At 35.4% G+C, this 25948-nt stretch carries 38 protein-coding genes; 2 read left to right on the top strand and 36 right to left on the bottom strand.

Features of this window, described 5'->3' with window-relative positions; all coding sequences use genetic code 11:
- Positions 1 to 41 precede the first annotated feature (41 nt).
- Complete coding sequence (locus AAC084_RS07555) at positions 42 to 467, top strand: hypothetical protein (RefSeq protein ID WP_339839014.1); 426 nt, start codon at positions 42 to 44, stop codon at positions 465 to 467.
- On the top strand, positions 464 to 1888 hold the full coding sequence (locus AAC084_RS07550; protein ID WP_339839012.1) for an SDR family oxidoreductase: 1425 nt from the start codon (positions 464 to 466) through the stop codon (positions 1886 to 1888). The genes AAC084_RS07555 and AAC084_RS07550 overlap by 4 nt, the downstream gene beginning before the upstream one ends.
- Positions 1889 to 1910: 22 nt before the next feature.
- On the opposite strand, the gene AAC084_RS07545 is transcribed toward AAC084_RS07550, so the two are convergent.
- The 36 genes from AAC084_RS07545 to rplD all read right to left on the bottom strand — a co-directional run.
- Positions 1911 to 4085, bottom strand: coding sequence for a molybdopterin cofactor-binding domain-containing protein (locus tag AAC084_RS07545; RefSeq protein ID WP_339839010.1), 2175 nt, complete (start codon positions 4083 to 4085; stop codon positions 1911 to 1913).
- Between the two features lie 3 nt (positions 4086 to 4088).
- The gene (locus AAC084_RS07540) at positions 4089 to 4580 is read right to left on the bottom strand and encodes a (2Fe-2S)-binding protein (RefSeq protein WP_339839007.1); all 492 of its coding nucleotides are present in this window, start codon (positions 4578 to 4580) and stop codon (positions 4089 to 4091) included.
- A 10-nt stretch (positions 4581 to 4590) separates the two neighbouring features.
- On the bottom strand, positions 4591 to 5202 hold the full coding sequence (locus tag AAC084_RS07535) for a hypothetical protein (RefSeq protein ID WP_339839004.1): 612 nt from the start codon (positions 5200 to 5202) through the stop codon (positions 4591 to 4593).
- A 113-nt stretch (positions 5203 to 5315) separates the two neighbouring features.
- Complete coding sequence (locus tag AAC084_RS07530) at positions 5316 to 6245, bottom strand: arginine deiminase-related protein (protein ID WP_339839002.1); 930 nt, start codon at positions 6243 to 6245, stop codon at positions 5316 to 5318.
- Between the two features lie 42 nt (positions 6246 to 6287).
- Positions 6288 to 7202: an arginine deiminase family protein gene (locus AAC084_RS07525; protein WP_339838999.1), complete on the bottom strand. Its 915-nt coding sequence runs from the start codon at positions 7200 to 7202 to the stop codon at positions 6288 to 6290.
- Positions 7203 to 7295: 93 nt separating this feature from the next.
- Positions 7296 to 8582 (bottom strand): citrate synthase, encoded by a 1287-nt coding sequence (locus AAC084_RS07520; protein ID WP_339838996.1) that lies wholly within the window; start codon positions 8580 to 8582, stop codon positions 7296 to 7298.
- Between the two features lie 114 nt (positions 8583 to 8696).
- Complete coding sequence (locus tag AAC084_RS07515) at positions 8697 to 10232, bottom strand: glycogen/starch synthase (RefSeq protein ID WP_339838993.1); 1536 nt, start codon at positions 10230 to 10232, stop codon at positions 8697 to 8699.
- Between the two features lie 120 nt (positions 10233 to 10352).
- Positions 10353 to 11645 (bottom strand): phosphopyruvate hydratase, encoded by a 1293-nt coding sequence (gene eno, locus AAC084_RS07510; RefSeq protein ID WP_339838991.1) that lies wholly within the window; start codon positions 11643 to 11645, stop codon positions 10353 to 10355.
- Between the two features lie 100 nt (positions 11646 to 11745).
- Positions 11746 to 12873: a glutamine-hydrolyzing carbamoyl-phosphate synthase small subunit gene (gene carA / locus AAC084_RS07505; protein WP_339838988.1), complete on the bottom strand. Its 1128-nt coding sequence runs from the start codon at positions 12871 to 12873 to the stop codon at positions 11746 to 11748.
- 92 nt (positions 12874 to 12965) lie between these two features.
- Entirely contained in the window at positions 12966 to 13523 is a 558-nt protein-coding gene (rplQ, locus tag AAC084_RS07500; protein ID WP_339838986.1) for a 50S ribosomal protein L17, read from the bottom strand.
- Positions 13524 to 13582: 59 nt separating this feature from the next.
- A complete protein-coding gene (locus tag AAC084_RS07495; protein ID WP_339838983.1) occupies positions 13583 to 14575 on the bottom strand; it encodes a DNA-directed RNA polymerase subunit alpha in 993 nt (330 codons plus the stop codon).
- A 17-nt stretch (positions 14576 to 14592) separates the two neighbouring features.
- Entirely contained in the window at positions 14593 to 15198 is a 606-nt protein-coding gene (rpsD, locus tag AAC084_RS07490; protein WP_339838980.1) for a 30S ribosomal protein S4, read from the bottom strand.
- 87 nt (positions 15199 to 15285) lie between these two features.
- On the bottom strand, positions 15286 to 15678 hold the full coding sequence (rpsK, locus tag AAC084_RS07485; protein WP_027064807.1) for a 30S ribosomal protein S11: 393 nt from the start codon (positions 15676 to 15678) through the stop codon (positions 15286 to 15288).
- A 9-nt stretch (positions 15679 to 15687) separates the two neighbouring features.
- Positions 15688 to 16062: a 30S ribosomal protein S13 gene (gene rpsM, locus AAC084_RS07480; protein ID WP_339838977.1), complete on the bottom strand. Its 375-nt coding sequence runs from the start codon at positions 16060 to 16062 to the stop codon at positions 15688 to 15690.
- A gap of 2 nt (positions 16063 to 16064) precedes the next feature.
- Positions 16065 to 16181, bottom strand: a complete 117-nt coding sequence (ykgO, locus tag AAC084_RS07475; RefSeq protein WP_013305171.1) for a type B 50S ribosomal protein L36 — start codon at positions 16179 to 16181, stop codon at positions 16065 to 16067.
- Between the two features lie 8 nt (positions 16182 to 16189).
- A complete protein-coding gene (gene infA / locus AAC084_RS07470; protein ID WP_013305172.1) occupies positions 16190 to 16405 on the bottom strand; it encodes a translation initiation factor IF-1 in 216 nt (71 codons plus the stop codon).
- Positions 16406 to 16408: 3 nt separating this feature from the next.
- Positions 16409 to 17752 (bottom strand): preprotein translocase subunit SecY, encoded by a 1344-nt coding sequence (gene secY, locus AAC084_RS07465; protein ID WP_339838974.1) that lies wholly within the window; start codon positions 17750 to 17752, stop codon positions 16409 to 16411.
- Between the two features lie 14 nt (positions 17753 to 17766).
- The gene (gene rplO / locus AAC084_RS07460; RefSeq protein ID WP_339838972.1) at positions 17767 to 18219 is read right to left on the bottom strand and encodes a 50S ribosomal protein L15; all 453 of its coding nucleotides are present in this window, start codon (positions 18217 to 18219) and stop codon (positions 17767 to 17769) included.
- A 12-nt stretch (positions 18220 to 18231) separates the two neighbouring features.
- On the bottom strand, positions 18232 to 18411 hold the full coding sequence (rpmD, locus tag AAC084_RS07455) for a 50S ribosomal protein L30 (protein ID WP_036152161.1): 180 nt from the start codon (positions 18409 to 18411) through the stop codon (positions 18232 to 18234).
- A gap of 10 nt (positions 18412 to 18421) precedes the next feature.
- Positions 18422 to 18946, bottom strand: a complete 525-nt coding sequence (rpsE, locus tag AAC084_RS07450) for a 30S ribosomal protein S5 (RefSeq protein WP_027064812.1) — start codon at positions 18944 to 18946, stop codon at positions 18422 to 18424.
- A gap of 9 nt (positions 18947 to 18955) precedes the next feature.
- Positions 18956 to 19312: a 50S ribosomal protein L18 gene (gene rplR / locus AAC084_RS07445; protein WP_079510399.1), complete on the bottom strand. Its 357-nt coding sequence runs from the start codon at positions 19310 to 19312 to the stop codon at positions 18956 to 18958.
- A gap of 12 nt (positions 19313 to 19324) precedes the next feature.
- Entirely contained in the window at positions 19325 to 19867 is a 543-nt protein-coding gene (rplF, locus tag AAC084_RS07440; protein ID WP_079510398.1) for a 50S ribosomal protein L6, read from the bottom strand.
- 19 nt (positions 19868 to 19886) lie between these two features.
- Entirely contained in the window at positions 19887 to 20285 is a 399-nt protein-coding gene (gene rpsH, locus AAC084_RS07435; protein ID WP_339838968.1) for a 30S ribosomal protein S8, read from the bottom strand.
- A 67-nt stretch (positions 20286 to 20352) separates the two neighbouring features.
- Positions 20353 to 20622 (bottom strand): 30S ribosomal protein S14, encoded by a 270-nt coding sequence (gene rpsN, locus AAC084_RS07430; protein ID WP_079510396.1) that lies wholly within the window; start codon positions 20620 to 20622, stop codon positions 20353 to 20355.
- 1 nt (position 20623) lies between these two features.
- Entirely contained in the window at positions 20624 to 21175 is a 552-nt protein-coding gene (rplE, locus tag AAC084_RS07425) for a 50S ribosomal protein L5 (protein ID WP_339838966.1), read from the bottom strand.
- Between the two features lie 2 nt (positions 21176 to 21177).
- On the bottom strand, positions 21178 to 21492 hold the full coding sequence (gene rplX / locus AAC084_RS07420) for a 50S ribosomal protein L24 (protein ID WP_339838964.1): 315 nt from the start codon (positions 21490 to 21492) through the stop codon (positions 21178 to 21180).
- A 13-nt stretch (positions 21493 to 21505) separates the two neighbouring features.
- Positions 21506 to 21874 (bottom strand): 50S ribosomal protein L14, encoded by a 369-nt coding sequence (gene rplN, locus AAC084_RS07415; RefSeq protein ID WP_027064819.1) that lies wholly within the window; start codon positions 21872 to 21874, stop codon positions 21506 to 21508.
- Positions 21875 to 21877: 3 nt separating this feature from the next.
- Positions 21878 to 22135 carry a 30S ribosomal protein S17 gene (rpsQ, locus tag AAC084_RS07410; RefSeq protein ID WP_079510393.1) on the bottom strand — a complete coding sequence of 86 codons (258 nt, stop codon included), beginning with the start codon at positions 22133 to 22135 and terminating at the stop codon, positions 21878 to 21880.
- 13 nt (positions 22136 to 22148) lie between these two features.
- Entirely contained in the window at positions 22149 to 22340 is a 192-nt protein-coding gene (gene rpmC, locus AAC084_RS07405; RefSeq protein ID WP_339838962.1) for a 50S ribosomal protein L29, read from the bottom strand.
- 12 nt (positions 22341 to 22352) lie between these two features.
- Complete coding sequence (rplP, locus tag AAC084_RS07400) at positions 22353 to 22781, bottom strand: 50S ribosomal protein L16 (RefSeq protein WP_079510391.1); 429 nt, start codon at positions 22779 to 22781, stop codon at positions 22353 to 22355.
- A gap of 20 nt (positions 22782 to 22801) precedes the next feature.
- The gene (rpsC, locus tag AAC084_RS07395; RefSeq protein ID WP_027064823.1) at positions 22802 to 23518 is read right to left on the bottom strand and encodes a 30S ribosomal protein S3; all 717 of its coding nucleotides are present in this window, start codon (positions 23516 to 23518) and stop codon (positions 22802 to 22804) included.
- Position 23519: 1 nt separating this feature from the next.
- Entirely contained in the window at positions 23520 to 23927 is a 408-nt protein-coding gene (gene rplV, locus AAC084_RS07390) for a 50S ribosomal protein L22 (RefSeq protein WP_068483647.1), read from the bottom strand.
- A 3-nt stretch (positions 23928 to 23930) separates the two neighbouring features.
- A complete protein-coding gene (gene rpsS, locus AAC084_RS07385) occupies positions 23931 to 24209 on the bottom strand; it encodes a 30S ribosomal protein S19 (RefSeq protein ID WP_339838958.1) in 279 nt (92 codons plus the stop codon).
- 14 nt (positions 24210 to 24223) lie between these two features.
- Positions 24224 to 25048, bottom strand: coding sequence for a 50S ribosomal protein L2 (gene rplB, locus AAC084_RS07380; RefSeq protein ID WP_339838955.1), 825 nt, complete (start codon positions 25046 to 25048; stop codon positions 24224 to 24226).
- 9 nt (positions 25049 to 25057) lie between these two features.
- Complete coding sequence (rplW, locus tag AAC084_RS07375) at positions 25058 to 25348, bottom strand: 50S ribosomal protein L23 (RefSeq protein ID WP_339838952.1); 291 nt, start codon at positions 25346 to 25348, stop codon at positions 25058 to 25060.
- Between the two features lie 4 nt (positions 25349 to 25352).
- Positions 25353 to 25948, bottom strand: a 596-nt coding sequence (rplD, locus tag AAC084_RS07370) for a 50S ribosomal protein L4 (RefSeq protein WP_339838950.1), incomplete at its 5' end; no start/stop codon positions are given.

Genomic DNA, 25948 nt, shown 5'->3' with positions numbered 1-25948 from the left:
CTTTTGGTTAACTTTAATAAAAACTACCCAATAAAGCGAACATGCTGTTTAACGTATCTTATAACAATAAAGAAATTACCCGAAAGGTTGATGAGCAAGTAGGCAAGCCGTTTACGTTAAAAGAACGTTGGGAGTTGGATGGTATTGGCTCCCCAAAACTAATCATTACCGAAACTAGTGTTGAGATACGGAATTTACTGATTTTAGATAATAATAGGAATACCTGCAATGTTGAATTACGACCAAAAGGAATCATTATTCGATTTCGCTCGCTCTTAGAAACATTTGCATTGGTAATCCCTTATTACAAACTATCTCTTTATAAAGGCGAAGCTTCTGTCTATTCCATTTATCGGGATCACCACTTTATAAAGGTAGAATCGGACACCAAAGCAGTGCAGAAATTCTTTAAGAAAATAATTGGCTATAAGGCGGATAATGCCCCAACCTCTATAGAAGATTTATGAAAATATTACTTACTGGTGCTAATGGCTATATTGGCATGCGACTTTTGCCACTTCTAATGGAAATGGGCCATAGTGTGGTATGTGCTGTTCGTGATGAAACCAGATTATCCGTAGACAAGGAGACAAGAGCACAAATTGAGGTGATTGAAATTGATTTTTTAAAAGAACCAAAAGAGAACATTCTACCAAAAGATATTGATGCCGCCTATTTTTTAATACACTCCATGAGCACCTCCACTCATGATTTTGATGAACTGGAGGCTACAACGGCACGTAATTTTAATAAAATTGTAGCCAACACTAATATTCAACAGGTTATTTATTTAAGCGGAATCGTAAATGATGCAGTTTTATCGAAACACCTAAGATCTCGGAAAAATGTTGAGGATATTCTCTATGAAGGTAATTTTAACCTAACAGTTTTAAGAGCTGGGATTATAGTAGGTTCGGGAAGTTCTTCATTTGAAATAATTCGCGACTTATGCGAAAAACTTCCTTTTATGATTACCCCTAAATGGGTATTGACCAAAACGCAACCCATTGCTATTCGCGATGTAATTTCCTTTCTAACAGGAGTATTAGGCAATGAAAAAACCTATAATGATTCTTTTGATATTGCAGGACCAGATGTTTTTACCTATAAAGAAATGCTTCATAAATATGCTGAAGCTAGAGGTTTCAAAAATTGGATTATAACCGTACCAATCATGACGCCTAAATTGTCTTCGTATTGGCTATATTTTGTAACCTCAACCTCTTATAAGTTAGCTTTGAATTTGGTAGACAGCATGAAAATAGAGGTAATTGCCAAAGATAAAAGACTACAAGAAATTCTAAATATTAAACCACATACTTACATAGAGGCTATAGATATGGCCTTCAAAAAAATAGAACAGAATTTAGTTATCAGCAGTTGGAAAGACAGTATGATAAGTGGCAGGTTTAATGAGAATATAGAAAAGCACATACAAGTACCTAAATTTGGAGTGTTAAAAGATGCTAAACAACTAAAGATTAATAATCCTGATGAAGTACTTGAACGAATTTGGAGTATTGGTGGAGAAACTGGTTGGTATTACGGAAATTGGCTTTGGAAAATTAGGGGGTTTTTAGATAAGCTTTCTGGTGGTGTCGGACTTAGACGTGGTCGAACACATCCTGATCGCATATATGCAGGAGACTCCCTTGACTTCTGGCGAGTACTCTTGGCTGATAAAAAAGCCAAACGCTTACTATTATTTGCGGAAATGAAGTTACCAGGTGAGGCGTGGTTAGAGTTTAGAATAGACGAAAACAACATATTACATCAAACTGCCACATTCAGACCTCGTGGTTTAAGAGGCAGACTATATTGGTATAGTATTGTTCCTTTCCATTACTTCATTTTTGGTGGTATGATTAAAAACATAGCCAACCAATAACTAGTATTATAACAAGACCGCTCTAAACAGCTTTAGGAATTTTTAGAGGTAGTTCTGTTAACCTTTCTCCTGTTAGTCGCCTAACGGCATTTGCTATTGCTGCGCCAATTGGCCCTAAAGGAGGTTCGCCTACTGCACCAGGCGTATCTTTACCTTGGAGCAAAACCACATCTATTTCTTTAGGTGCATTTTTCATCAGTGCCATTTGATAAGGACCATATATTGTCGGCATTAATTCACCATTTTCCACATACATTTGTTCATAAAGCACTGCACTCATCCCCATGATTACACAACCTTCGCATTGTGCTCGTATTTGATCAGGATTAACGGCTAAACCCGGATCTAAAGAAACAGTTACTTTGTGTACTACAATCTCATTATCAACAATAGAAACCTCAGCTACTTGGGCACATGGTGTATTTGCATCTATGGAAGCCGCAAACCCCATGGCACGACCATCAACAATTTCTTCTGAATAATTTGCTTTTTCAGCAGCAGCTTTTATCACATTTTTTAAGCGAACACCAATGGCATCATCACCGATCTGCTGAATTCTAAAATCAACCGCATTTTTATTTGCCTTCAGAGCCATTTCATCAATGAAACTTTCCATAGCAAAGGTATTAGCCAATAGGCCCAGACTTCGCCACCAACTGGTAGCGAAAGGTAAATCTACATGCCAATAAACAGCCCTATAATTCGGGACCTTAGTATATTGTATAAAACCACCTCTTATAGCACCAATATCTGCCCCTATTATTGGAGGTAGAAATCCGGGAATGAGTGCAGAATTATTACCAACATCTCCACTTACAAAGTCATGCTCTAATCCTTCTAATAATCCATCAGTACCAAGATTTCCCTTAATTACATGATGTGTTGGCGGCCGAAACATATCATGCTGAAATTCTTCTTTTCTTGTAAAAAAATATTTTACCGGTTTCCCTACCGCTTTAGACATTACTGCAGCCTGCACTGCATGTGGTGTATGTAATCTTCGCCCGAATCCTCCACCTAAATAAGTAGGTATCACATTTACTTTTTCAATATCTAAACCTAAACGCTTAGCTACTTCTTTTCTAGTGATACCAACAACTTGTGTAGATATTTTTATAGTTGCACTATCTTCGTCCACAAAAGCGACAACGCCATTAGGTTCAATTTGTGCGTGTGCCCCTATTGGTGTTCTAAACTCTATAGTACTTATAACTTTTTCATTATTAATTGCATCTCCATTTTTTTGAATGATAGTAGACTTTCCATTACCTACGGTCATCATCTTAACGATTACCTCCGTATTTATATCTTCTAAACTGTCCCAAGTAACGATAATGGCTTCTTTCGCATTATCCGCTTCAAGCATTGTATTAGCGACTACCCCTACAAAATCTTCCTCAACAATAATTTTTACAACGCCAGGCATATTTTCGGCAGCCTTGGTTTCGGCACTTACAAAAATTGATCCTATTTTATTAGGTCTCACTACTGCACCATATAACATATCTGGCATATGTGCATCCATTCCAAAAATGGGGTCGCCATAGACTTTAGCTGCTAAATCTACTCTTGCAATGGGTTTTCCAACAAATTTGTATTCTTTTAAATCTTTTAATAAAGGTTTTTCTGGCACTTCCCACTCATCAACTCCCTCTGTTGTTTGTGCATATGTCAATGATTTTCCATTACCTGAAATGACACCATCTTCAATAGTAAGTTGTTTTATAGAAACATCCATTTTACGAGAAGCTTCTGCCAAAAGCATTTCACGTAACATTGCTGCAAGCTCCCTAAGTGGTTGCCACAGACCCGATATAGAGGTACTGCCACCTGTAGCAAAACTATCAACATTTCCTGTTGACGATGCTGCATGCACTACCTGAATCTGATTCATTGAAATAGAAAGCTCATCAGCGGCCATTTGAGCTAAACCAGTAAAAGTACCCTGGCCCATTTCTACTTTAGGAGAATATAGCAGAATATTATTTTGAGAAGTCACTTCAAACCAAATCATTGGCTTATCGGTGTTGTCGGTATAGGGTAGCTCTAAACTGTTAACTGTTCCCAATATCTCTCTACGAATACTATTTCTGAAAATATAAGTTCCGATTGCTAAAACACCCACGGTGCCTAAACCACCTTTAACCAAAAATTTACGTCTAGAAACTCTCTTTGAAGTCCTTCCCTTATCATCCATTAATTATATATTTTTTGATAAGTTAGACTCATTTTCCTCCTGTAATTTTGCTGCTCTATGGATTGCTTTACGCATTCGATAGTACGTGCCACACCTACAAACATTTATGATATTATTATCGATATCTTCATCGGTCGGGTTGGACACTTTATTAAGAAGAGCAGCAGTCGCCATCATAAAACCAGGTTGACAATACCCACATTGTGGTACTACTTCTTCAACCCAGGCCAATTGAACCGGGTGAGGATTTTCACGATTACCCAACCCTTCAATAGTAGTCACCTTTTTATCTTGAGCAAATTTTACTGCATAAGAACAAGAACGAACTGCTTCACCATCTACATGTAACGTGCATGCGCCGCATGCAGCTTTACCACAGCCAAACTTTGTACCTTTTAGATCAAGAATATCCCTTATAACCCAAAGCAAAGGCGTATTCTCATCTTCTACATTAACCGTTTGTAAAACATCGTTGACCGTAAAGGAAATTTCCATAAAGTATAAATTATTTAGCTGGAATAACCGCTCCGTTATCGAACCAATATTCCACAGCTTTTTTGAATTCTTCTTTTGATACCGGTGGAAGCTCGCGCTTTTTTCCATTTGCATCTACACCGGGTGTCCACGCCCACAGCACCAAATCATCTTCAGTCATATGCTTCACAAGCTCATCAAAACTTCTACCTCCATTTGCACTTTTATCTAAAAGTCGTTCAGCAATTTGAACTCTAGTGAGTCCTTCCCAACCCATTGAAGCTGGTGCTAAAGCCCAATGAGGCGCGCCCGGTACACCTGAATATTTATTATTTTCAGATTTATGACACGTATTACAATTTGTTGCCTGAAATCCCTTGTCGTTTTCACCCCTTTTCATACCAAAATAATGGGGATGTCGGTCATTGCCTTGTTTAGGAATATTATCGTTAGGATGACAATTCATACATCGCTGATGGGTAAGAACATCCATCATTCTGTCATAAGCCTCTTCAGATTCCTTTACTTCGGATTTCTTATTTTCGGCTAGTTTATATTCCGACACTTCAGGTATGTTAGCTAAAGCAAGCCATACAGTTATACCACTAATTATGAAAAAAATATACCAAGTTTTAAGCTTCATTCTAGTTCATTAAAATACCGTTATCAAAATCAACGGCTTATGAAGATAAAGAAAGCTTTACACTTATTTTAATCCAATAAAATTATTTACTCCTTTAAGATGCACTTTTCAATCTAGACTTTTGGAAGAAACACCTCTGCCATCATACATCTTGCACTTCCACCACCACATGTTTCTATAGTATGGAGAGAACTATGAAGAATTGGACAATGTTTCTCTATTTGTGAAATCTGTTGAGGTGTCAGGCTATTATAAGCTGCCGTACTCATCACCATATACTTATGGCCTTCACTACCTAAAACCTGTAACATATTACCTGCGAAATGATGCATTTGCTTTTCAGTAATCGATATTATTTCCTTACCATCGTTCTTAAGATGGTCTAGAACATTCTTCCTTTCTTTCTTATCATCAATGGAATCTGTACAGATCACTACAAAATTTTCAGCCAAAGCCATCATTACGTTGGTATGATAAATAGGCAACCTTTTACCATCAACAGATTGGTTAGCCGTGAAAATTACTGGAAAGAAATCAAAATCTTCACAAAACTCAATAAATAAATCTTCATCTGCACGTTGAGATAGCGCACAATATGCTTTTTTGTTCACCCTATCTATTAAAATACTCCCTGTGCCTTCAAGAAACAGCCCTTCACCTTCAGCAGAAGTATAATCAATGACATCATTAATTTTGAAACCGTTCTGTTCTAAAGTATCGAATATATCTTCCCTACGTTCATTTCTTCTATTTTCGGCAAACATAGGGTAGACACCTACCGTTCCGTTCGAGTGAAATGATATCCAGTTATTTGGAAAAATACTGTCCGGAGTATCAGGCTCCTTTGTATCTTCAACAACAATAACATTAACTCCTTTATTTTTTAAGGTGGATACAAAGGCATCAAACTCTTCTTGAGCTTTTTGATTAATTTCTTGATTCTTCATATCAATATCTTCCATAAAGTAGTTATTGACAGCGGTCTGTTCGTTCATTCTAAACGACACCGGACGAATCATGAGTATTGTATTTGTTATTTGCATATAGGGGTGACAATTAAATTTCTCTTTTTATTTATTTTTAAACTATGCTCTTATGAGCGGTAAAGTACTACAGCGTAATAGTCCCTCCTGTTTAGATATCTCTGCGTACGGAATTTCTTCTACAGTAAAACCTTGCTCGCGCAACCAATTATTAAGTCGCGTAAAATTACGTTCAGAAACAACAACATCTGGGGAAATAGAAAATACATTACTGAACATATGATACATTTCTTGGGCATCAATTTCAAAAACATTTTCCTTCCCGAAAAAATCTACCAACCATTGATATTCTTCTTCTACCAAAAATCCGTTCTTGTGCAAGATGGCTTTTCCTTTACCTAAAGGTTGAAAACAACAGTCTAAATGTAAAGCGTTATCCTGAGCAACGGTATTAGATTTTCTTAGTTCAAAAGACTTAACCGTCTTATGTGGAAATTGTTTTTTTAAATACTCTACTGCTGCTTTATTTGTTCGCGCAGTTATATAAGAAGAATAATCTGGTGCGGTATAAGTTCCCACAAAAATATAATCGTTCCATGGCATAACATCTCCACCCTCTACGTGTACATTTGCCGGTGGCTGTAGAATATTATCATCGTCAATTTTATCGAGTACATGTAAAATTGCCTCTACTTCCTGTTCACGATCAGGTAGTATATTTGCCTTAATTAATTTATCCTCAATTACAAAAGCAATATCTCTTGTAAATATTTGATTACAGTTCTCCAGAACTTCAGGTCTAAAGACCTTAACATCATATTTCTCAAAAACCTCTCTAAATGCTTCCATTTCAGCGATCATATCACTTTCAATAGGGTAAGTACCCGCCTTAATATGTTCTAAAGACTTTGGATCATAGGCTTCTTCAATTGTTGGTGTTGGACCAGAACTTCTAGCTATACCCAAAACAACCGCCTTTAAACGTGAAATCTCATCATTAATATTTAATTGTAACATATGGCTTTGTATATATGATTTAAAAAATGGCATAAAAAAAAGCCCCTTTAAAAATTAAAAGAGCTTTTTGTTTTTTTTATTATCGGTAGCAATCTACCTCTTGTCAAGTTCGACAAAAGATCTTAATTTTTCTCCAATATAAACTTGTCTTGGTCTACCAATAGGTTCGCCGTTCAATCTCATTTCTCTCCACTGTGCAATCCATCCTGGCAATCTTCCTAAAGCGAACATAACCGTAAACATTTCTGTTGGTATACCTAAAGCTCTATAAATAATACCTGAATAAAAATCAACATTTGGGTATAGTTTTCTATCTACAAAATACTGATCTTCAAGTGCTTCTTTTTCTAATCCTTTTGCAATTTCTAAAATTGGATCATCTATTCCCAAATCTGCTAACACTTCATCAGCAGCTTTTTTAATTATTTTAGCACGTGGATCAAAGTTTTTATAAACTCTATGACCAAAGCCCATTAACCTGAACGGATCAGATTTATCCTTAGCTTTTGCCATGTACTTCTTCGTATCACCTCCATCAGCTTCGATAGCTTCTAACATCTCTAATACAGCTTGGTTTGCACCACCATGAAGTGGACCCCAAAGTGCAGAAATCCCTGCAGATAATGAAGCAAATAAACCAGCATGAGAAGAACCAACAATACGTACTGTACTTGTAGAACAGTTTTGTTCGTGGTCAGCATGTAAAATCAACAGTTTATCTAAAGCATCTATAACAACTTTATTCTTTTTATAATCTTGATTAGGACGCTTAAACATCATTTTATGAATGTTCTCTACATATCCTAAACTATCATCGCCATAATCTAAAGGAAGACCTTTCTTTTTACGCAAAGTCCAAGCTACTAGAACTGGAAATTTTGCTAGAATACGCACAATTGCATGGTACATAGCCTCATCAGAACTAACATCTACTGTTGATGGGTTAAATGCTATTAATGCACTTGTTAAAGAAGATAATACGCCCATTGGATGTGCTGACTTTGGAAAACCATCCAAAATCTTTTTCATCTCTTCATCTACATGAGACTCATCTTTAATGTCTTTATGAAATTTTGCAAGTTCAGTATCATTTGGCAAATTCCCAAAAATCAATAAATAAGCTACTTCTAAGAAATCTGCTTTTTCAGCCAACTCCTCAATAGAATATCCTCGGTATCGTAAAATTCCTTTCTCACCGTCCAAGAAAGTAATGGCACTTTCACAAGAACCAGTATTTTTAAAACCTGGATCTATAGTAATAATTCCTTTGGTAACTGAACGCAAAGATTTTATATCAATTGCAAGTTCATCTTCGGTTCCCTTTATTACAGGAAACTCATATTTTACACCATTATATTCTAAAATAGCTTTATCTGACATTTTTAATTTTTACTTTTTAATACTTCTCGTAAAGTTAACAAAACAGGTTTGTTTTAACAATTTCAAAATTCTGTTTGGGCTAAAATTAACAATAACATCTATCAACTACATCACTTACAACAGATATAATGATTTATAGTATTCATCTAAAGATTTATCCCAAGTAAAACGGGCCTTTTTAGCATTTGCTTGAATCTTTTTCCAAGTAGGTTTATCCTTTTCCCATATGGTTAAGGCTTCATCAAAACTCTTTACCATATTACTTATTTGCTCATCGTAGGTATCCCCTTTAAACGCAAACCCAGTCTTCATATGATCCACAGTATCTTTTAGCCCGCCTGTGTGATGAACTAAACATGGGTTGCCATTTCTCATGGCTAACATTTGACTTATTCCACAAGGCTCAAATAAACTTGGCATAAAATACAAATCTGTCTCCAAATACATTGAATCTATCAAATCTTCAGACTGTCCATTGGTGAAAACAAAATTCTTATGCTTATAACTCATATCGCGAAAAAAATCTTCGTAATCTGGATCACCCGTTCCTAAAAGCATAAAAATACCTTCAATTTCATTTAAACGAGCAAGCATTTTCTCAAAAGCTTCGGGCGAACGCTTTAAAAAATAAAATTTTTGTTCAGTTAATCTTGCCACACTAGACACTATAAATTTGGGCCTATTACCCACATACTGCATAATTTTCTCACCAGTATGAGCTAGAAAATCTGCTTTATATTTTTTTGAAGTATCTTGAAGCCATCTGAATAAAGCCTTTACAGTATTTCTATACAATAAACCTTTTTCAGCGACTCTAATGTTACCATAATTACTAGCGTTGAGAATACCAAAAAGCCTACCTTCATTATCAGCTTTTTGCAAATCGATTTCTAAACTTTCTCCTCCAATAAACTCAGGTCTTCTACTCGGTAAAAGAACATCTTCTTTATAAGAAGGGGATACTGTATGAACAGCATCTGCTAATCTAATACCGACAGCCATTAAGTTTATACAATCTTGATAACGATAATCCATTAAGGCTTTATGATCTAACTGCACTTCAGGAAACCAATTATTAACAGAAGCGTGATTATTATAAAATGGTCGAATACCTTGAATTGCTAAATTATGAATACTATACACATACCGCATCTTCTTCAAGTCTTGGTAATTTGGATGATACTTCTTTATGAATAATAGTGCCGCAGCATGCCAATCATGCATATGGACAATATCTAAATCTCCAAAAGCACCTATTTTTATAGCTTCGGCTGTAGCTGTACAGAAAATTATAAATTTTATAAAATCATTAAAGAAAGGTTCTGTTGGATCGTCATGATATATATGCGCAATTCCACCTTCAAGAATCTCAGGATGATGAATAACATAATGAGTGATATTAGCATCTACCTTTTTAGGTATAACTTCATATAATTCTGCCGTGTAAGGCATACCTCTGAGACTAAACTCTAATTTAGTTTTAAATATTCCATTTTTATGCAATCTAGAATATGCAGGTACAACTACATGAGCTCTATCACCACGTTTTGAAATTTCCCTTGGCACATCTCTAACTACATCACCCATTCCACCAGCCTTACAATCAGGGATGGCATCATTCTCCGCTGAAACAAAAAGAAAGTTATTCATACGCTAACAAAGGGGGGTTATTATTGGATTATTCTCAAAAGATAGTTAAAGTTTTGGATTGCGCCAAAAAAAAAAGCCTTTCCAAAAGGAAAGGCTTAAATCATGTAAATATTATGCAAATTACTTTATTTTAAAGGCTTTTTCTTGAGGATAATATGCTGTACTCCCCAATTCCTCTTCAATACGAAGTAGTTGATTATATTTTGCCATTCTATCTGATCTTGAAGCAGAACCGGTCTTTATCTGACCAGTGTTTAATGCAACTGCTAAATCTGCAATCGTATTATCTTCTGTTTCTCCCGAACGATGAGACATAACTGAAGTATACCCAGCATTTTTAGCCATGTTCACTGCTGCTATAGTTTCAGTCAAGGTCCCTATTTGATTTACCTTAATCAAAATTGAATTTGCAATACCTCTTTCAATTCCTGTAGCTAAACGCTCAACATTAGTAACAAATAAATCATCCCCTACCAATTGAACTTTATCTCCAATTTTATCAGTTAATGATTTCCATCCGTCCCAATCATTCTCATCCATTCCATCTTCAATAGATATAATTGGATATTTAGCACTTAAATCTGCTAAGTATTGAGCTTGTTCTTCCGATGATCTAATTACACCGCTTGCACCCTCAAATTTAGTATAATCATATTTTCCATCAACAAAAAATTCTGCTGCTGCACAATCTAAAGCAATCATTACATCATCACCCAAAGTATAACCCGCATTTTTAACTGCAACGGCAATAGTATCTAAAGCATCTTCAGTACCACCTGCTAAGTTAGGAGCAAATCCACCTTCATCACCTACCGCCGTACTAAGACCACGATCATGTAATACTTTTTTAAGATTATGGAAGATTTCAGTCCCCATTTGCATTGCATGGGAAAAGCTTTTAGCCTTAACAGGCATAACCATAAATTCTTGAAAAGCAATCGGAGCATCCGAATGTGAACCTCCATTAATAATATTCATCATTGGTACCGGAAGTGTATTTGCACTAACACCACCAATATATCTAAATAAAGAAAGGCCTAATTCATTTGCAGCAGCTTTTGCAGCAGCTAAAGAAACTCCAAGAATAGCATTAGCACCCAATTTAGATTTATTAGGAGTACCATCTAAATCAATCATAGTTTGATCCAAAAGATTTTGGTCAAATACATTCATTCCTAAAATCTCTTCTGCAATAATACTGTTTACGTTATCGACAGCCTTGCTTACGCCTTTACCCATGTACGCTTTTCCTCCGTCTCGAAGTTCAACCGCTTCATGTTCACCAGTGGAAGCTCCCGAAGGAACCGCTGCTCTACCCATCACTCCATTTTCAGTCACTACATCTACTTCAACTGTTGGATTTCCTCTTGAATCTAATATTTGCCTTGCGTGAACGTTTAATATGATACTCATATATTATTTTTATTCGTTGATAAATTAAAAGTAAAGATACAAAACCAAGGTTTTACCAAGTTTGTTTCACCTCTACAATTGCCTATTAATTAATGTTTATTTAAACTATTTCGTTATGTTTTGAACTTTTCTCAATTAATTTAAAAAAATCGTCGAAAAGATAATCGGCATCATGTGGCCCAGGACTAGCCTCTGGATGATATTGAACAGAAAACACATCTTTATTCTTCATACGAATACCAGCTACGGTTTTATCATTAAGATGAACATGAGTAATCTCTAAATTGTCATTAGCCTCAGTTTCCTCCCTATTTATAGCAAATCCATGATTTTGAGAAGTTATTTCTCCTTTGCCCGTTAATAGATTCAATATCGGATGATTAATACCCCTGTGACCATTATGCATTTTATAAGTGGATACACCATTAGCCAATGCTAATACTTGATGACCTAAACAAATTCCAAATAATGGTTTATCTGTTTGAATAATTTTCTTTGCGGCAGCAATTGCATCTAATAATGGCTCAGGGTCACCAGGTCCGTTAGAAATAAAGTATGCATCTGGATTCCACGAAGACATCTCCTCAAAACTTGTATTGTAAGGAAATACCTTAACATAAGCTCCACGTTTTATAAGGTTACGTAGAATATTCTTTTTTATTCCGATATCTAGTGCTGCTATTTTATAGGTGGCATTTTCATCTCCTATATAATAAGCTTCTTTAGTTGAAACCTTAGAAGCCAATTCAAGCCCTTCCATACTAGGTACCTCACTTAGTTGTTTCTTTAAATCATCTATGTTATCAACATCAGTAGATATAACCGCGTTCATAGCCCCATTATCCCTAATATAACCTACCAATGCCCTTGTATCAACATCAGAAATCGCAAAAAGTTCATTCTCATTCAAGAAATCTTGCAAACTGCCATCTGCTACTGGTCTAGAATATTCGTAACTAAAATTTCTACAAACCAAACCTGAAATTTTGATTGACTCAGATTCAACTTCCTCTTTGTTAACACCATAATTACCTATATGTGCATTAGTAGTTACCATTATTTGTCCAAAATATGATGGATCGGTGAATATCTCTTGATAACCTGTCATACCAGTATTAAAACAAACTTCACCAAAAGCAGTCCCTTCTTTGTCGCCTACTGATTTACCATGAAAAATTGTTCCATCGGCAAGTAAAATTAATGCTCTTCTCTTTGCTTGATATTTCATTCTATTCTAAAATTTATTCGTTCACAAAAAAACATAAAAAAAGGATAAGCTAGAAAGCTTATCCTTTTACATTATAATTATTTATTGACAATTTATTCCTTAGAATCATCTGCCTTTACTTCATTATCAGTTTGTGCTTCAGCTTCAGGCTTAGATTCTTCTGACACTTTAGTTTCTTTTACTTCAGAAACAGATTCAGCTTCACTACCACCAGATCTTCTACTACGTCTTGTAGATTTTTTCTTTGGCTGCTTACCAGCATTGTACAATTCGTTGAAATCAACCAATTCTATCATTGCCATATCAGCATTATCCCCTAAACGATTACCCAATTTAATAATTCTAGTATAACCTCCTGGTCTATCAGCAATCTTTTCAGACACTACACTGAATAATTCGGTTACTGCATATTTATCACGTAGATTTCTAAAAACTATACGTCTATTGTGCGTTCCCTTTTCAGCACTTACATTATTTTCAGCTTTTGATTTTGTAATCAATGGCTCAATAAATTGCTTCAAAGCTTTTGCTTTAGCAACAGTAGTGTTGATTCGTTTGTGCTCAATTAAAGAACATGCCATATTGGCCAACATTGCCTTTCTATGTGCAGTTTTTCTACCTAAATGATTAATTTTTTTACCGTGTCTCATTTTAAAGTTTTATCATCTTGCTACCAAACCCGTTAGAACGAGGAGCAAAATATGATTATTTAATCCTTATCTAATTTATATTTTGATAAATCCATTCCGAAACTCAATCCCTTGTTAATAACAAGTTCTTCTAATTCCGTTAAAGATTTTTTACCGAAGTTTCTAAACTTCATTAAGTCATTCTTATTAAAAGAAACTAAATCACCTAAAGTATCAACTTCAGCTGCTTTTAAACAGTTTAGAGCACGAACAGAAAGGTCCATATCTACTAATTTAGTTTTCAATAATTGTCTCATGTGCAAAGACTCCTCATCGTAAGTCTCAGTTTGAGCTATTTCATCAGCCTCTAAAGTAATACGCTCATCAGAGAAAAGCATAAAGTGATGAATAAGAACTTTAGCCGCTTCAGTTAAAGCATCTTTAGGATGAATTGAACCATCTGAAGAAATCTCAAAAACCAATTTTTCGTAATCGGTCTTTTGCTCTACACGAAAGTTTTCAATACTATATTTTACATTTTTAATAGGAGTAAATATAGAATCGATTGCTATTGTTCCTAATGGAGCTCCAGACTTTTTATTCTCTTCCGCAGGCACATAACCTCTTCCTTTTTCAATAGTAATTTCCATATTGATGCTAACTTTAGCATCCATATTACAAATCACTAAATCAGGATTCAATACTTGATATCCAGAAATGAATTTCTGAAAGTCACCAGCAGTTAATTGATTTTTACCGCTTACTGAAATAGAAACAACTTCAGCTTCAGAGTCTTCAATTTGCTTTTTGAAACGAACTTGTTTCAAGTTCAATATAATCTCTGTTACATCTTCTACAACGCCAGAAATTACAGAGAATTCATGCTCTACTTTATCTATCCTTACAGACGTTATAGCATGACCTTCCAATGAAGAAAGTAATACACGTCTTAATGCATTCCCAACAGTTAATCCATAACCAGGTTCCAAAGGGCGAAATTCAAACTTCCCTTCGAAATCAGAGGAATCGATCATTATTACTTTATCGGGTTTCTGAAAATTAAATAATGCCATAATTGGATCAGTGTTGTTTATTTAGAGTATAACTCCACGATTAATTGTTCTTTGATATTTTCTGGAATCTGTAATCTTTCAGGAATAGAAACATAAGTACCTTCCTTCTTTTCATTATTCCAAGAAATCCACTCATAAACGGCACTACTTGCAGTTAATGAATCTTGTATACTTTGAAGTGATTTTGATTTTTCTCTAACACCAACTACATCACCAGCTTTTAATGAATACGATGGTATGTTTACCAATTCGCCATTAACTGTTATATGTCTGTGAGATACTAATTGTCTAGCACCGCTTCTAGTAGGAGATATTCCCATTCTATAAACTACATTATCTAAACGTGATTCACAAAGTTGAAGTAAAATTTCACCAGCAACACCTTCTTTTCTTTTTGCTGTTTGGAATAAGTTTCTGAATTGCTTTTCTAAAATACCATAAGTATATTTAGCTTTTTGCTTCTCCATCAATTGAACAGAATATTCAGATTTTTTACCTCTTCTTCTGTTATTTCCGTGTTGCCCTGGAGGGTAATTTTTCTTTTCGAAAGACTTATCGTCTCCGAAAATTGCCTCGCCAAATTTACGAGCAATCTTTGATTTTGGTCCTGTATATCTTGCCATTTTCTTTAAATTTGAAAGTGAGATTATGAATTAAGGCTTATCCTTCGATAATCGTAACTACACTTTCGGTGAAATATTAGTAATTAATTAAACTCTTCTTCTTTTAGGAGGTCTACAACCGTTGTGAGGCATAGGAGTAACGTCAATAATTTCTGTCACTTCAATTCCTGCATTATGTAAAGATCTAATTGCAGACTCTCTACCATTTCCAGGTCCTTTTACATATACCTTAACTTTTCTTAACCCTGCTTCGTGAGCAACTTTAGAACAGTCTTCTGCAGCTACTTGAGCAGCATAAGGTGTATTTTTTTTAGATCCTCTAAAACCTAATTTACCAGCAGATGACCAAGAAATCACATCTCCTTTTTTATTTGTCAAAGAGATAATGATGTTATTGAAAGAAGCACTAATGTGCGCCTCACCAACTGAGTCAACTATAACTTTACGTTTCTTGGTAACTTTAGTACTTGCCTTTGCCATACCTAATTATTATTTAGTTGCTTTTTTCTTGTTGGCAACTGTTTTACGCTTTCCTTTTCTTGTTCTAGAGTTATTCTTAGTACGTTGACCTCTTAAAGGTAAACCTGATCTATGACGAATTCCTCTATAACAACCAATATCCATTAAACGCTTAATGTTCAACTGAGTTTCAGAACGTAATTCACCTTCGATTACGAAACTAGAAACAGCTTCCCTTATACGACCAATTTCATCATCATTCCAATCAGAAACCTTAGTATCCTCACTAACTTGGGCTTTACTCAAAATTTCCTGTGACCTACTTCTTCCAATTCCAAAAATGTAGGTTAAGGCGATCACGCCTCTCTTTTGTTTTGGTATATCAATACCTGCGATTCTTGCCATAATTACCCTTGTCTTTGTTTAAATCTAGGATTCTTTTTGTTGATTACGTACAACCTGCCTTTTCTGCGAACAATCTTGCAGTCGGCGCTTCTTTTCTTAACTGATGCTCTTACTTTCATCTTGTATCTTAGTATCTATATGTAATTCTTGCTTTCGTAAGGTCATACGGACTCATTTCCAATTTAACCTTATCACCAGGTAATAGTTTAATATAGTGCATACGCATCTTACCTGAAATATGCGCTGTTACTACATGCCCATTCTCCAATTCTACCCGAAACATTGCATTTGATAATGCTTCTATGATAGATCCATCTTGTTCTATTGCTGCCTGCTTAGCCATAAATTATGCTACTTTTCTATTTTTACCGGTTTTCATTAAACCGTCATAATGTCTATTCAACAAATATGAATTCACTTGTTGTACTGTATCAATGGCCACACCTACCATAATTAATAGAGATGTACCTCCGTAAAATAAAGCCCAACCTGCTTGAACATCCATTAACTTAACTACTACAGCCGGTAAAATAGCCAGCAAAGCTAAGAAAAATGATCCAGGTAGCGTTATTAAAGACATAATCTTATCTAAATAATCTCCAGTTTCTTTCCCAGGACGTATTCCCGGTATAAATCCACCACTTCTTTTTAAGTCATCCGCCATTTTATTGGTAGGAACTGTAATAGCAGTATAAAAATATGTAAAGATGATAATCAATATGGCAAATAATAAATTATAAGCCCATCCAAATATATCACTAAACTGTACTTGCATCCATTGTCCAAATGCAGTATCATCGAAAGCACTACCTATCAAACCTGGAACAAACATTATAGCCTGTGCAAATATTATTGGCATTACTCCAGAAGCATTTAATTTTAAAGGAATGTATTGTCTTGAACCCATTATGTTCTTCTCATATCCACCAGAAGCAGTACGACGTGCGTACTGTACTGGTATTTGTCTTGTAGCCATGACTAATAGAATACAAGCCAATATAACCAAGAACCAAATGATGACTTCAATTAATATGAACATTAGACCACCATTATTATCAGTTGTTCTTGAAATAAATTCTTGAACAAAAGATTGTGGCATAGTCGCTATGATACCAATCATAATTAATAAGGAAATACCGTTACCAATACCCTTATCGGTTATTTTTTCACCAAGCCACATTGCAAACACAGTACCTGTTACTAATATAATAACAGCAGGAACCATAAAGTCTAAACCTTTACCTAATAGAAATGCACTATCCCTAACACCAAAAGCTTCTAAACCGTACAAATAAGCAGGAGCCTGAACTATACAAATACCGATAGTCAACCATCTAGTAATTTGATTAATTGTCTTACGACCACTCTCACCTTCTTTCTGCAATTTCTGAAGATATGGAATTGCAATACCCATCAACTGCACAACAATAGATGCAGATATATAAGGCATAATACCTAAAGCAAAAACAGAAGCGTTAGCAAACGCTCCTCCTGTAAATGCATTTAAAAGACCAAAAATACCCTGGTCAGTACTATCTGTCAATCCACCCAATTGTGTTGAATCTATACCTGGAAGTACGATTTGACAACCAAAACGATAAACCAACAATAGACCCAACGTAATAAGAATTCTATTTCTTAGTTCTTCTATCTTCCAAATATTGGATATTGTATCAATAAAATTCTTCATGCTCTCGTTTATTCTTACAAACTTATTGCCTCACCACCTGCTGCCTCAATAGCTGCTTTGGCAGAAACTGTAAACTTATGTACTGAAATCTTTAGTGGTGTCTTTAATTCACCATTACCTAAAATTTTCACTAATTCGTTTTTTCCAACTAAACCGTTTTCAATTAAAATATCTAAAGACACTTCATTGGTTACAATTTTATTATCAACAAGTTCTTGCAACTTCTCTAAATTGATACCTTGATAATCTTTACGATTAATGTTAGTAAAACCAAATTTAGGTACACGACGTTGTAAAGGCATTTGACCACCTTCGAAACCAATTTTCTTAGAATAACCAGATCTTGATTTTGCTCCTTTATGACCTCTTGCAGCTGTTCCTCCTTTTCCAGAACCTTGACCTCTTCCAAGACGTTTTCCGTCTCTATTCACTGAACCTTCTGCAGGCTGTAGACTATGTAAACCCATTATATTCTATCTTTAAGCCTCCTCTGTGGAAACTAAATGTTTAACTTTATTTATCATTCCAAGAATGTTAGGCGTATCATCATGTTCAACTACCTGTCCAATTCTTTTTAAACCAAGAGCCTCTAAAGTCCTTTTTTGATTTTGAGGTTTCTTAATTCCACTTTTTAATTGTGTTACTTTAATCTTTGCCATAATTCTACGCTTAGCCTTTAAATACTTTTTCTAAAGAAACACCTCTTTGTGTTGCAATTGTCTTTGCATCCCTAAGTTGTAATAGAGCATCAAAAGTAGCTTTTACAACATTATGTGGATTTGATGAACCTTGAGATTTAGAGAGTACATCTTGAACTCCTACAGATTCTAATACCGACCTAACAGCACCACCAGCAATAACACCAGTACCATGAGATGCAGGTTGAATATAAACTCTTGCACCACCAAATTTACCTTTTTGCTCATGTGGCAAAGTACCTTTATTCAAAGGTATACGAACTAAATTCTTCTTACCGTCTTCAATAGCCTTAGCAATTGCAGTAGCAACTTCTTTAGATTTACCTAAACCATGACCTACAACTCCGTTTTCATCACCAACAACAACAATAGCAGAAAAACCAAATGCTCTACCACCTTTTGTTACCTTAGTTACACGTTGAATGCCAACTAATTTATCTTTTAAATCTAAACCGCCTGGTTTAACAGTTTCTACGTTTTTATATTTTTGGAACATACTAGTTTATTAGAATTTTAATCCTGCTTCTCTTGCACCATCTGCCAAAGATTTTACTCTTCCGTGATACAAATTACCACCTCTATCAAAAGCAACTTTATCCAAACCTGCTTTTACAGATTTTTCAGCAATCGTTTTACCAACCAAAGCAGCAATCTCTGTTTTATTTCCCTTTACTTTTGCAATATCCTTATCTCTTGAAGAAGCAGATACTAAAGTAACTCCATTAACGTCATCTATTACTTGCGCGTATATTTCACTATTACTTCTGAAAACAGATAACCTAGGTCTAGCTGCAGTTCCAGAAGAAACCTTACGGATTCTACGTCGGATTCTAATTTTTCGTTGTGTCTTTGTTAATCCCATAATACACTTATATTAAGCTGATTTACCAGCTTTTCTTCTTAATATTTCACCTACAAACTTAATACCTTTTCCTTTGTAAGGTTCAGGTCTACGGAATGCTCTAATTTTTGCAGCAATCTGACCAACTAATTGTTTGTCATGAGATGTAAGCTTAATTACAGGATTCTTACCTTTTTCAGAAATAGTCTCTACTTTAACCTCAGAGGCTAAATTCAAAACAATATTATGAGAAAAGCCTAAGGCTAAATCAAGTTTTTGACCTTGATTACTAGCTCTATAACCAACACCAACCAATTCCAATTCTTTAGTCCATCCTTTTGAAACACCTTCTACCATGTTTACAATAAGAGACCTATATAAACCGTGTTTTGCTTTATGCTCTTTAGAATCAGATGGTCTTGTTACCCAAGCCTGTTCATCTTCAATTTTAATCGCTACACCAGAAAACTCTTGAGTCAACTCTCCTAACTTTCCTTTTACAGAAATGATATTATCATTGATTTCAACTGTAACTCCCTCAGGAATTGCGATTGGATTATTACCTATTCTAGACATCTTCTAAATCTTTAATCAATTAATAAACGTAGCACAAAACTTCACCACCAACATTTTCCAACTTTGCTTGCTTACTTGTCATAACACCATGAGATGTCGAAACAATAGCAATACCCAAACCATTCAATACACGTGGTAAATCTTCACTACCAGCATATTTTCTAAGACCAGGCTTACTTATACGCTGAATTTTTTTAATGACAGGCTCTTTAGTGATTTTGTCATATTTCAAAGCTATCTTGATAGCTCCTTGAATCTTATTGTCTTCAAATTTATAACTTAAGATATATCCTTGATCGAATAATATTTTAGTTATTTCCTTTTTTAGATTAGACGCAGGAATTTCAACAACCCTGTGTCCCGCGCTACTCGCGTTTCTAACTCTCGTTAGGTAATCTGCTATAGTATCTGTTACCATTTATATATAATTCGGTGACGGTTTTTAACTTTAATGCTAAACCTGAAACCATTAATAATTCAATTTTTTACCAACTAGCTTTTCTAACACCAGGTATTAACCCAGCATTTGCCATTTCTCTAAAAGTAACCCTAGAGATACCAAAAGTTCTCATGTAACCTTTAGGTCTTCCAGTCAGCTTACATCTGTTATGTAAACGTACAGGAGATGCGTTTTTAGGCAATCTTTGTAATGCTTCATAGTCTCCAGCTTCTTTCAAAGCCTTTCTCCTTTCAGCATAAATTGCTACAGTTCTTTCCCTTTTTCTCTCACGGGCTTTCATTGATTCCTTAGCCATACTAATTCTTTTTAAAAGGTAATCCTAATTCAGTTAATAAAGATTTTGCTTCCTTGTCAGTTTCCGCAGAGGTTACAAAAGTAATATCCATACCGTTAATTCTATTGATTTTATCAATATTAACTTCTGGGAAAATAATTTGTTCTGTTATACCTAAATTATAATTTCCTCGGCCGTCAAAACCAGTGGCCTTAATTCCTTGAAAATCACGAACACGTGGTAAAGCAGAAGTAACTAAACGATCTAAAAATTCATACATACGTTCACCTCTAAGTGTAACCTTTGCACCAATTGGCATACCTTTTCTTAACTTAAAGGCAGCAACATCTTTTTTAGATAATGTTGGAACAGCTTTTTGACCTGTAATCATTGTCATTTCATCCAATGCATGATCAATAAGCTTTTTGTCTGCAACAGCAGCACCAACACCTCTACTCATTACTATTTTTTCTAACTTAGGAACCTGCATTACATTACTGTAACCAAATTCTTCGGTAAGGGCAGCTACTATTCGCTCCTTATATTCTTTCTTTAATCTTGTAATGTATGCCATAACTAAATTACTTCATTGGATTTTTTGGAAACCCTAACTTTTTTACCATCCTTTACATCATAACCAACTCTAGTTACATCTCCAGATTTACTGTCGATTAGAGCCAAATTAGATATATGGATTAAAGCTTCTTTTTTTACAATACCACCTTGAGGATTTTTAGCACTTGGTTTCTCATGCTTAGACACCATATTGGCTCCCTCAACAATAGCTTTATTTTTCTCAAGATTAACACGCATAACCTTACCTTCAGTTCCCTTATGGTCACCAGCGATAATTCTTACCGTATCTCCTGTTTTTATTTTCAATTTTTTCATCTTGTCCGTTATATTATAATACCTCTGGGGCCAATGATACAATCTTCATGAATTGCTTATCCCTAAGCTCTCTTGCAACAGGTCCAAAAACACGAGTCCCTCTCATTTCTCCGGCAGGATTCAATAAAACACAAGCGTTATCATCAAATCTGATATAAGACCCATCAGGTCTTCTTACCTCTTTCTTTGTACGAACTACAACAGCAGTTGACACCGCTCCTTTTTTGATACCTCCGTTAGGAGTAGCTTCTTTAACAGTAACAACAATTTTGTCACCTATTGAAGCATATCTTCTTTTAGTACCACCTAGAACACGGATAGTTAAAACTTCCTTTGCTCCTGTGTTATCCGCTACCTTTAATCTCGATTCTTGCTGTAACATAACTTATTTAGCTCTTTCTAAGATTTCTACTAATCTCCAACACTTGGTTTTACTCATAGGACGAGTCTCCATGATTTTCACTGTATCACCAATATTGCAATCGTTTTTTTCGTCATGTGCAACATATTTCTTTGTCTTCAAAACGAATTTACCGTACATAGGATGCTTTACTCTTTTCACTTCAGCAACTACAATAGATTTCTCCATTTTATCACTAGTGACTACTCCTACTCTCTCTTTTCTTAAGTTTCTTTTTTCCATAAAGCACAACCAATTATTGGTTTTCCCTATTAGTTAATTCAGTAGCTAATTTTGCGACTGTTCTCCTTACTTTTCTAATCTGAAGTGGATTTTCTAACGGAGTTACAAAATGTGCCATTTTCAAATCTCCATGTTGCTTCTTGTACTCGGCCAATTTCTCCGTAAGTCCTTCTACAGACATTTCTTTAATCTCTTGTTTTTTCATCGTTACTTACGTTTAATTTGCTACCTCGTAATCTCGAGCTACAATAAATTTTGTTTTAACAGGAAGTTTTTGCGCAGCTAATCTTAAAGCCTCTTTTGCTACTTCCATTGGAACTCCAGCCACTTCGAACATAATTCTACCTGGCTTAACCACAGCAACAAAATATTCAGGTGCACCCTTACCTTTACCCATACGTACCTCTAAAGGCTTTTTGGTTATCGGCTTATCCGGAAATATTTTGATCCACAATTGACCTTCTCTTTTCATAAACCTAGTAGCAGCAATACGAGCAGCTTCTATTTGGCGTGAAGTCAAAAATGTAGCACCATCAACATTCTTTATACCGAACATACCATTTGAAAGTTGGTGTCCTCTTCCAGCTAGACCTTTCATACGGCCTTTCTGCATCTTACGGAACTTCGTTCTTTTCGGTTGTAACATTACTTTAGTTCTTTAAAAAATTACTTTCTACGACGTTGTTTTCTTCCACCTTCTTGCTTACCACCTTTAGAGGAATCTTTTTGCATACCTACTAATGGAGATAAATCTCTTTTACCATAAACCTCACCTTTCATAATCCAAACTTTAATACCAAGTTTACCATATGTTGTTTGAGCTTCTTGTAAGGCATAATCAATATCAGCCCTAAAAGTTGATAATGGAATTCTACCATCTTTATAAGATTCTGAACGTGCCATTTCAGCTCCATTCAATCTACCAGAGATTTGAATCTTAATACCCTCAGCATTCATACGCATTGCTGCAGCGATTGCCATTTTAATTGCTCTTCTAAAAGAAATTCTACTCTCAATTTGACGAGCAACACTTGCCGCAACTAGATTTGCATCTAATTCAGGTCTCTTTATTTCAAAGATGTTGATCTGAACCTCCTTATTGGTGATTTTTTTCAACTCTTCTTTCAATTTATCAACCTCTTGACCACCTTTACCGATAATAATACCAGGTCTAGCCGTTGTTACTGTAACAGTAATCAATTTTAAGGTACGCTCAATAATTACTCTTGAAACACTAGCTTTAGAAAGTCTGGCATGAATATACTTACGTATTTTATCATCCTCAGCCAATTTATCTCCGTAATCGTTTCCACCATACCAGTTAGATTCCCAACCTCTAATGATTCCTAGACGATTTCCTATTGGATTTGTTTTCTGTCCCATCCTAGTTTTCTGTATTATTTTTTGACCCCAAAACCAATGTTACGTGGTTTGAACGTTTTCTAATTCTATGCGCTCTTCCTTGTGGAGCAGGACGCAATCTCTTAAGCATTGCACCACCATCAACTCTTATCTCAGCAACAACTAAATCAGCATCTTCTAAACTTGCCTCTTCATTCTTTGCTTGCCAATTTGCCAAAGCAGATAGTAACAATTTTTCCAACTTTCTAGAAGCTTCTTTAGGATTGAACCTTAAAATAGCCAAAGCTTTCTCTACTTGTACACCACGAATTAAATCAGCAACCAAACGCATTTTTCTAGGTGAAGTAGGACAGTTATTCAACTTAGCGAAAGCTACCTTCTTCTTCTCAGCCTTTATTCTTTCGGCCATCTGTTTTTTACGAACTCCCATAGCTTACTTTTTTCCTTTGTTTTTCGCACCTATATGACCTCTAAAAGATCTAGTTGGTGAAAATTCCCCAAGTTTATGTCCTACCATATTTTCTGTTACAAAAACAGGTACAAATTGTTTTCCGTTATGAACCGCTATAGTCATCCCAACAAAATCAGGAGTTATCATAGATGCTCTTGACCAAGTTTTGATTACCGACTTCTTACCGGATGAAACACTTTGTTGGATTTTCTTTTCCAAGCTATAGTGAACGTATGGTCCTTTTTTTAGTGAACGTGCCATTTCTTTCTACTTTTTTATTTCTTTCTACGTTCTATTATATACTTATTGGTGCTCTTGGTCTTAGAACGAGTTCTGAATCCTTTAGCAGGTATTCCATTTCTCGATCTTGGATGACCTCCAGAAGCTCTACCTTCACCACCACCCATTGGGTGATCGACAGGGTTCATAGCTACCGGTCTAGTTCTTGGTCTTCTACCTAACCATCTACTTCTACCGGCTTTTCCAGAAACCAACAACTGATGATCTGAATTTGACACAGCACCTATCGTAGCTAAACAACCAGAAAGAATTAATCTTGTTTCACCAGATGGCATTTTCACAGTAACAAATTTACCGTCCTTTGCCATAAGCTGAGCGAATGTACCAGCACTTCTTGCCATTACAGCACCTTGACCCGGTCTTAACTCAATACATGATATTATAGTACCTAAAGGTATTTCACTTAAAGGCAAAGCATTTCCAATTTCTGGAGCTACTGCGCTACCTGAAGATATTTGCTGATCAACCTGTAGTCCGTTTTGAGCAACGACATAACGCTTCTCTCCATCAGCATACTCTAAAAGAGCTATAAATGCTGTTCTATTTGGATCATATTCTATAGACTTAACAGTAGCAAGCACATCTTGCTTATCTCTCTTAAAATCTATTACACGATACCTTCTTTTATGACCTCCACCTTTTTGGCGTATGGTCATTTTTCCTTGACTGTTTCTACCTCCGGACTTTTTTAACGGAGCAAGCAAGCTCTTCTCCGGCTTATCAGCAGTAATGGCGTCAAATCCATTTACTACTCTAAAACGCTGTCCTGGAGTGATTGGTTTTAATTTTCTAACTGACATTTCTTGTCTTTATAGATTACTGTAAAAATCGATAATATCACCTTCTACAACATCAACAATTGCCTTTTTAATAGCATTTGTTTTCCCATGCTGCACACCAGTTTTTGTATATCTGGATTTTCTAGAAGGACCATAGTTCATAGTACGAACCTTCTTAACTGAAACACCATAAGTAGCCTCAATAGCATCTTTAATCTGCAATTTGTTAGCCTTAGGGTTAACTACGAATCCATAACGGTTATTCAACTCGCTATCAGCAGTCATCTTTTCCGTTATAATTGGTTTTATCAACACACTCATGATATTATTGTTTATTTAAATTCAATTCGATTCCTTCTAAAGAGCCTTCTAACAACACTAGACTGTTAGCGTTAAGAATTTTGTAAGTACTTAATTCTGAGTTAGTTATAACTTCAGACCCTTTGAAATTACGCGAAGACAAATATACACCTTTATTTGAATCACCCAACACTATTAAAGATTTTTTGTTTTCAAGACCAAAAGTCTTTAAAACTTCAATAAAATCTTTTGTTTTTGGAGCGTCAAAATCAAAATCCTCAACTACAATAATTGCATTTTCCTTTGACTTCAAAGTAAGTGCAGATTTTCTAGCTAGTCTTTTTAAATTCTTATTTAATTTTTGACTATAATCCTTAGGTCTAGGGCCGAATATTCTACCACCACCTCTAAAGATTGGCGATTTAATACTACCAGCTCTTGCTGTACCCGTACCTTTTTGCTTTTTTATCTTTCTGGTACTTCCTGCAATTTCGGCTCTTTCTTTAGCCTTGTGCGTACCTTGTCTTTGATGTGCTAAATATTGTTTAACATCCAAATAAACCGCATGATCATTAGGCTCTATAGCGAAAACATCATCAGAAAGGTTTGCCTTTCTACCTG

This window comes from uncultured Maribacter sp., assembly GCF_963977385.1.
Taxonomy (GTDB): Bacteria; Bacteroidota; Bacteroidia; order Flavobacteriales; family Flavobacteriaceae; genus Maribacter.
The sequence above is the reverse complement of the archived record's forward strand: the minus strand, read 5'-3'. Positions and strand labels throughout refer to the sequence as shown.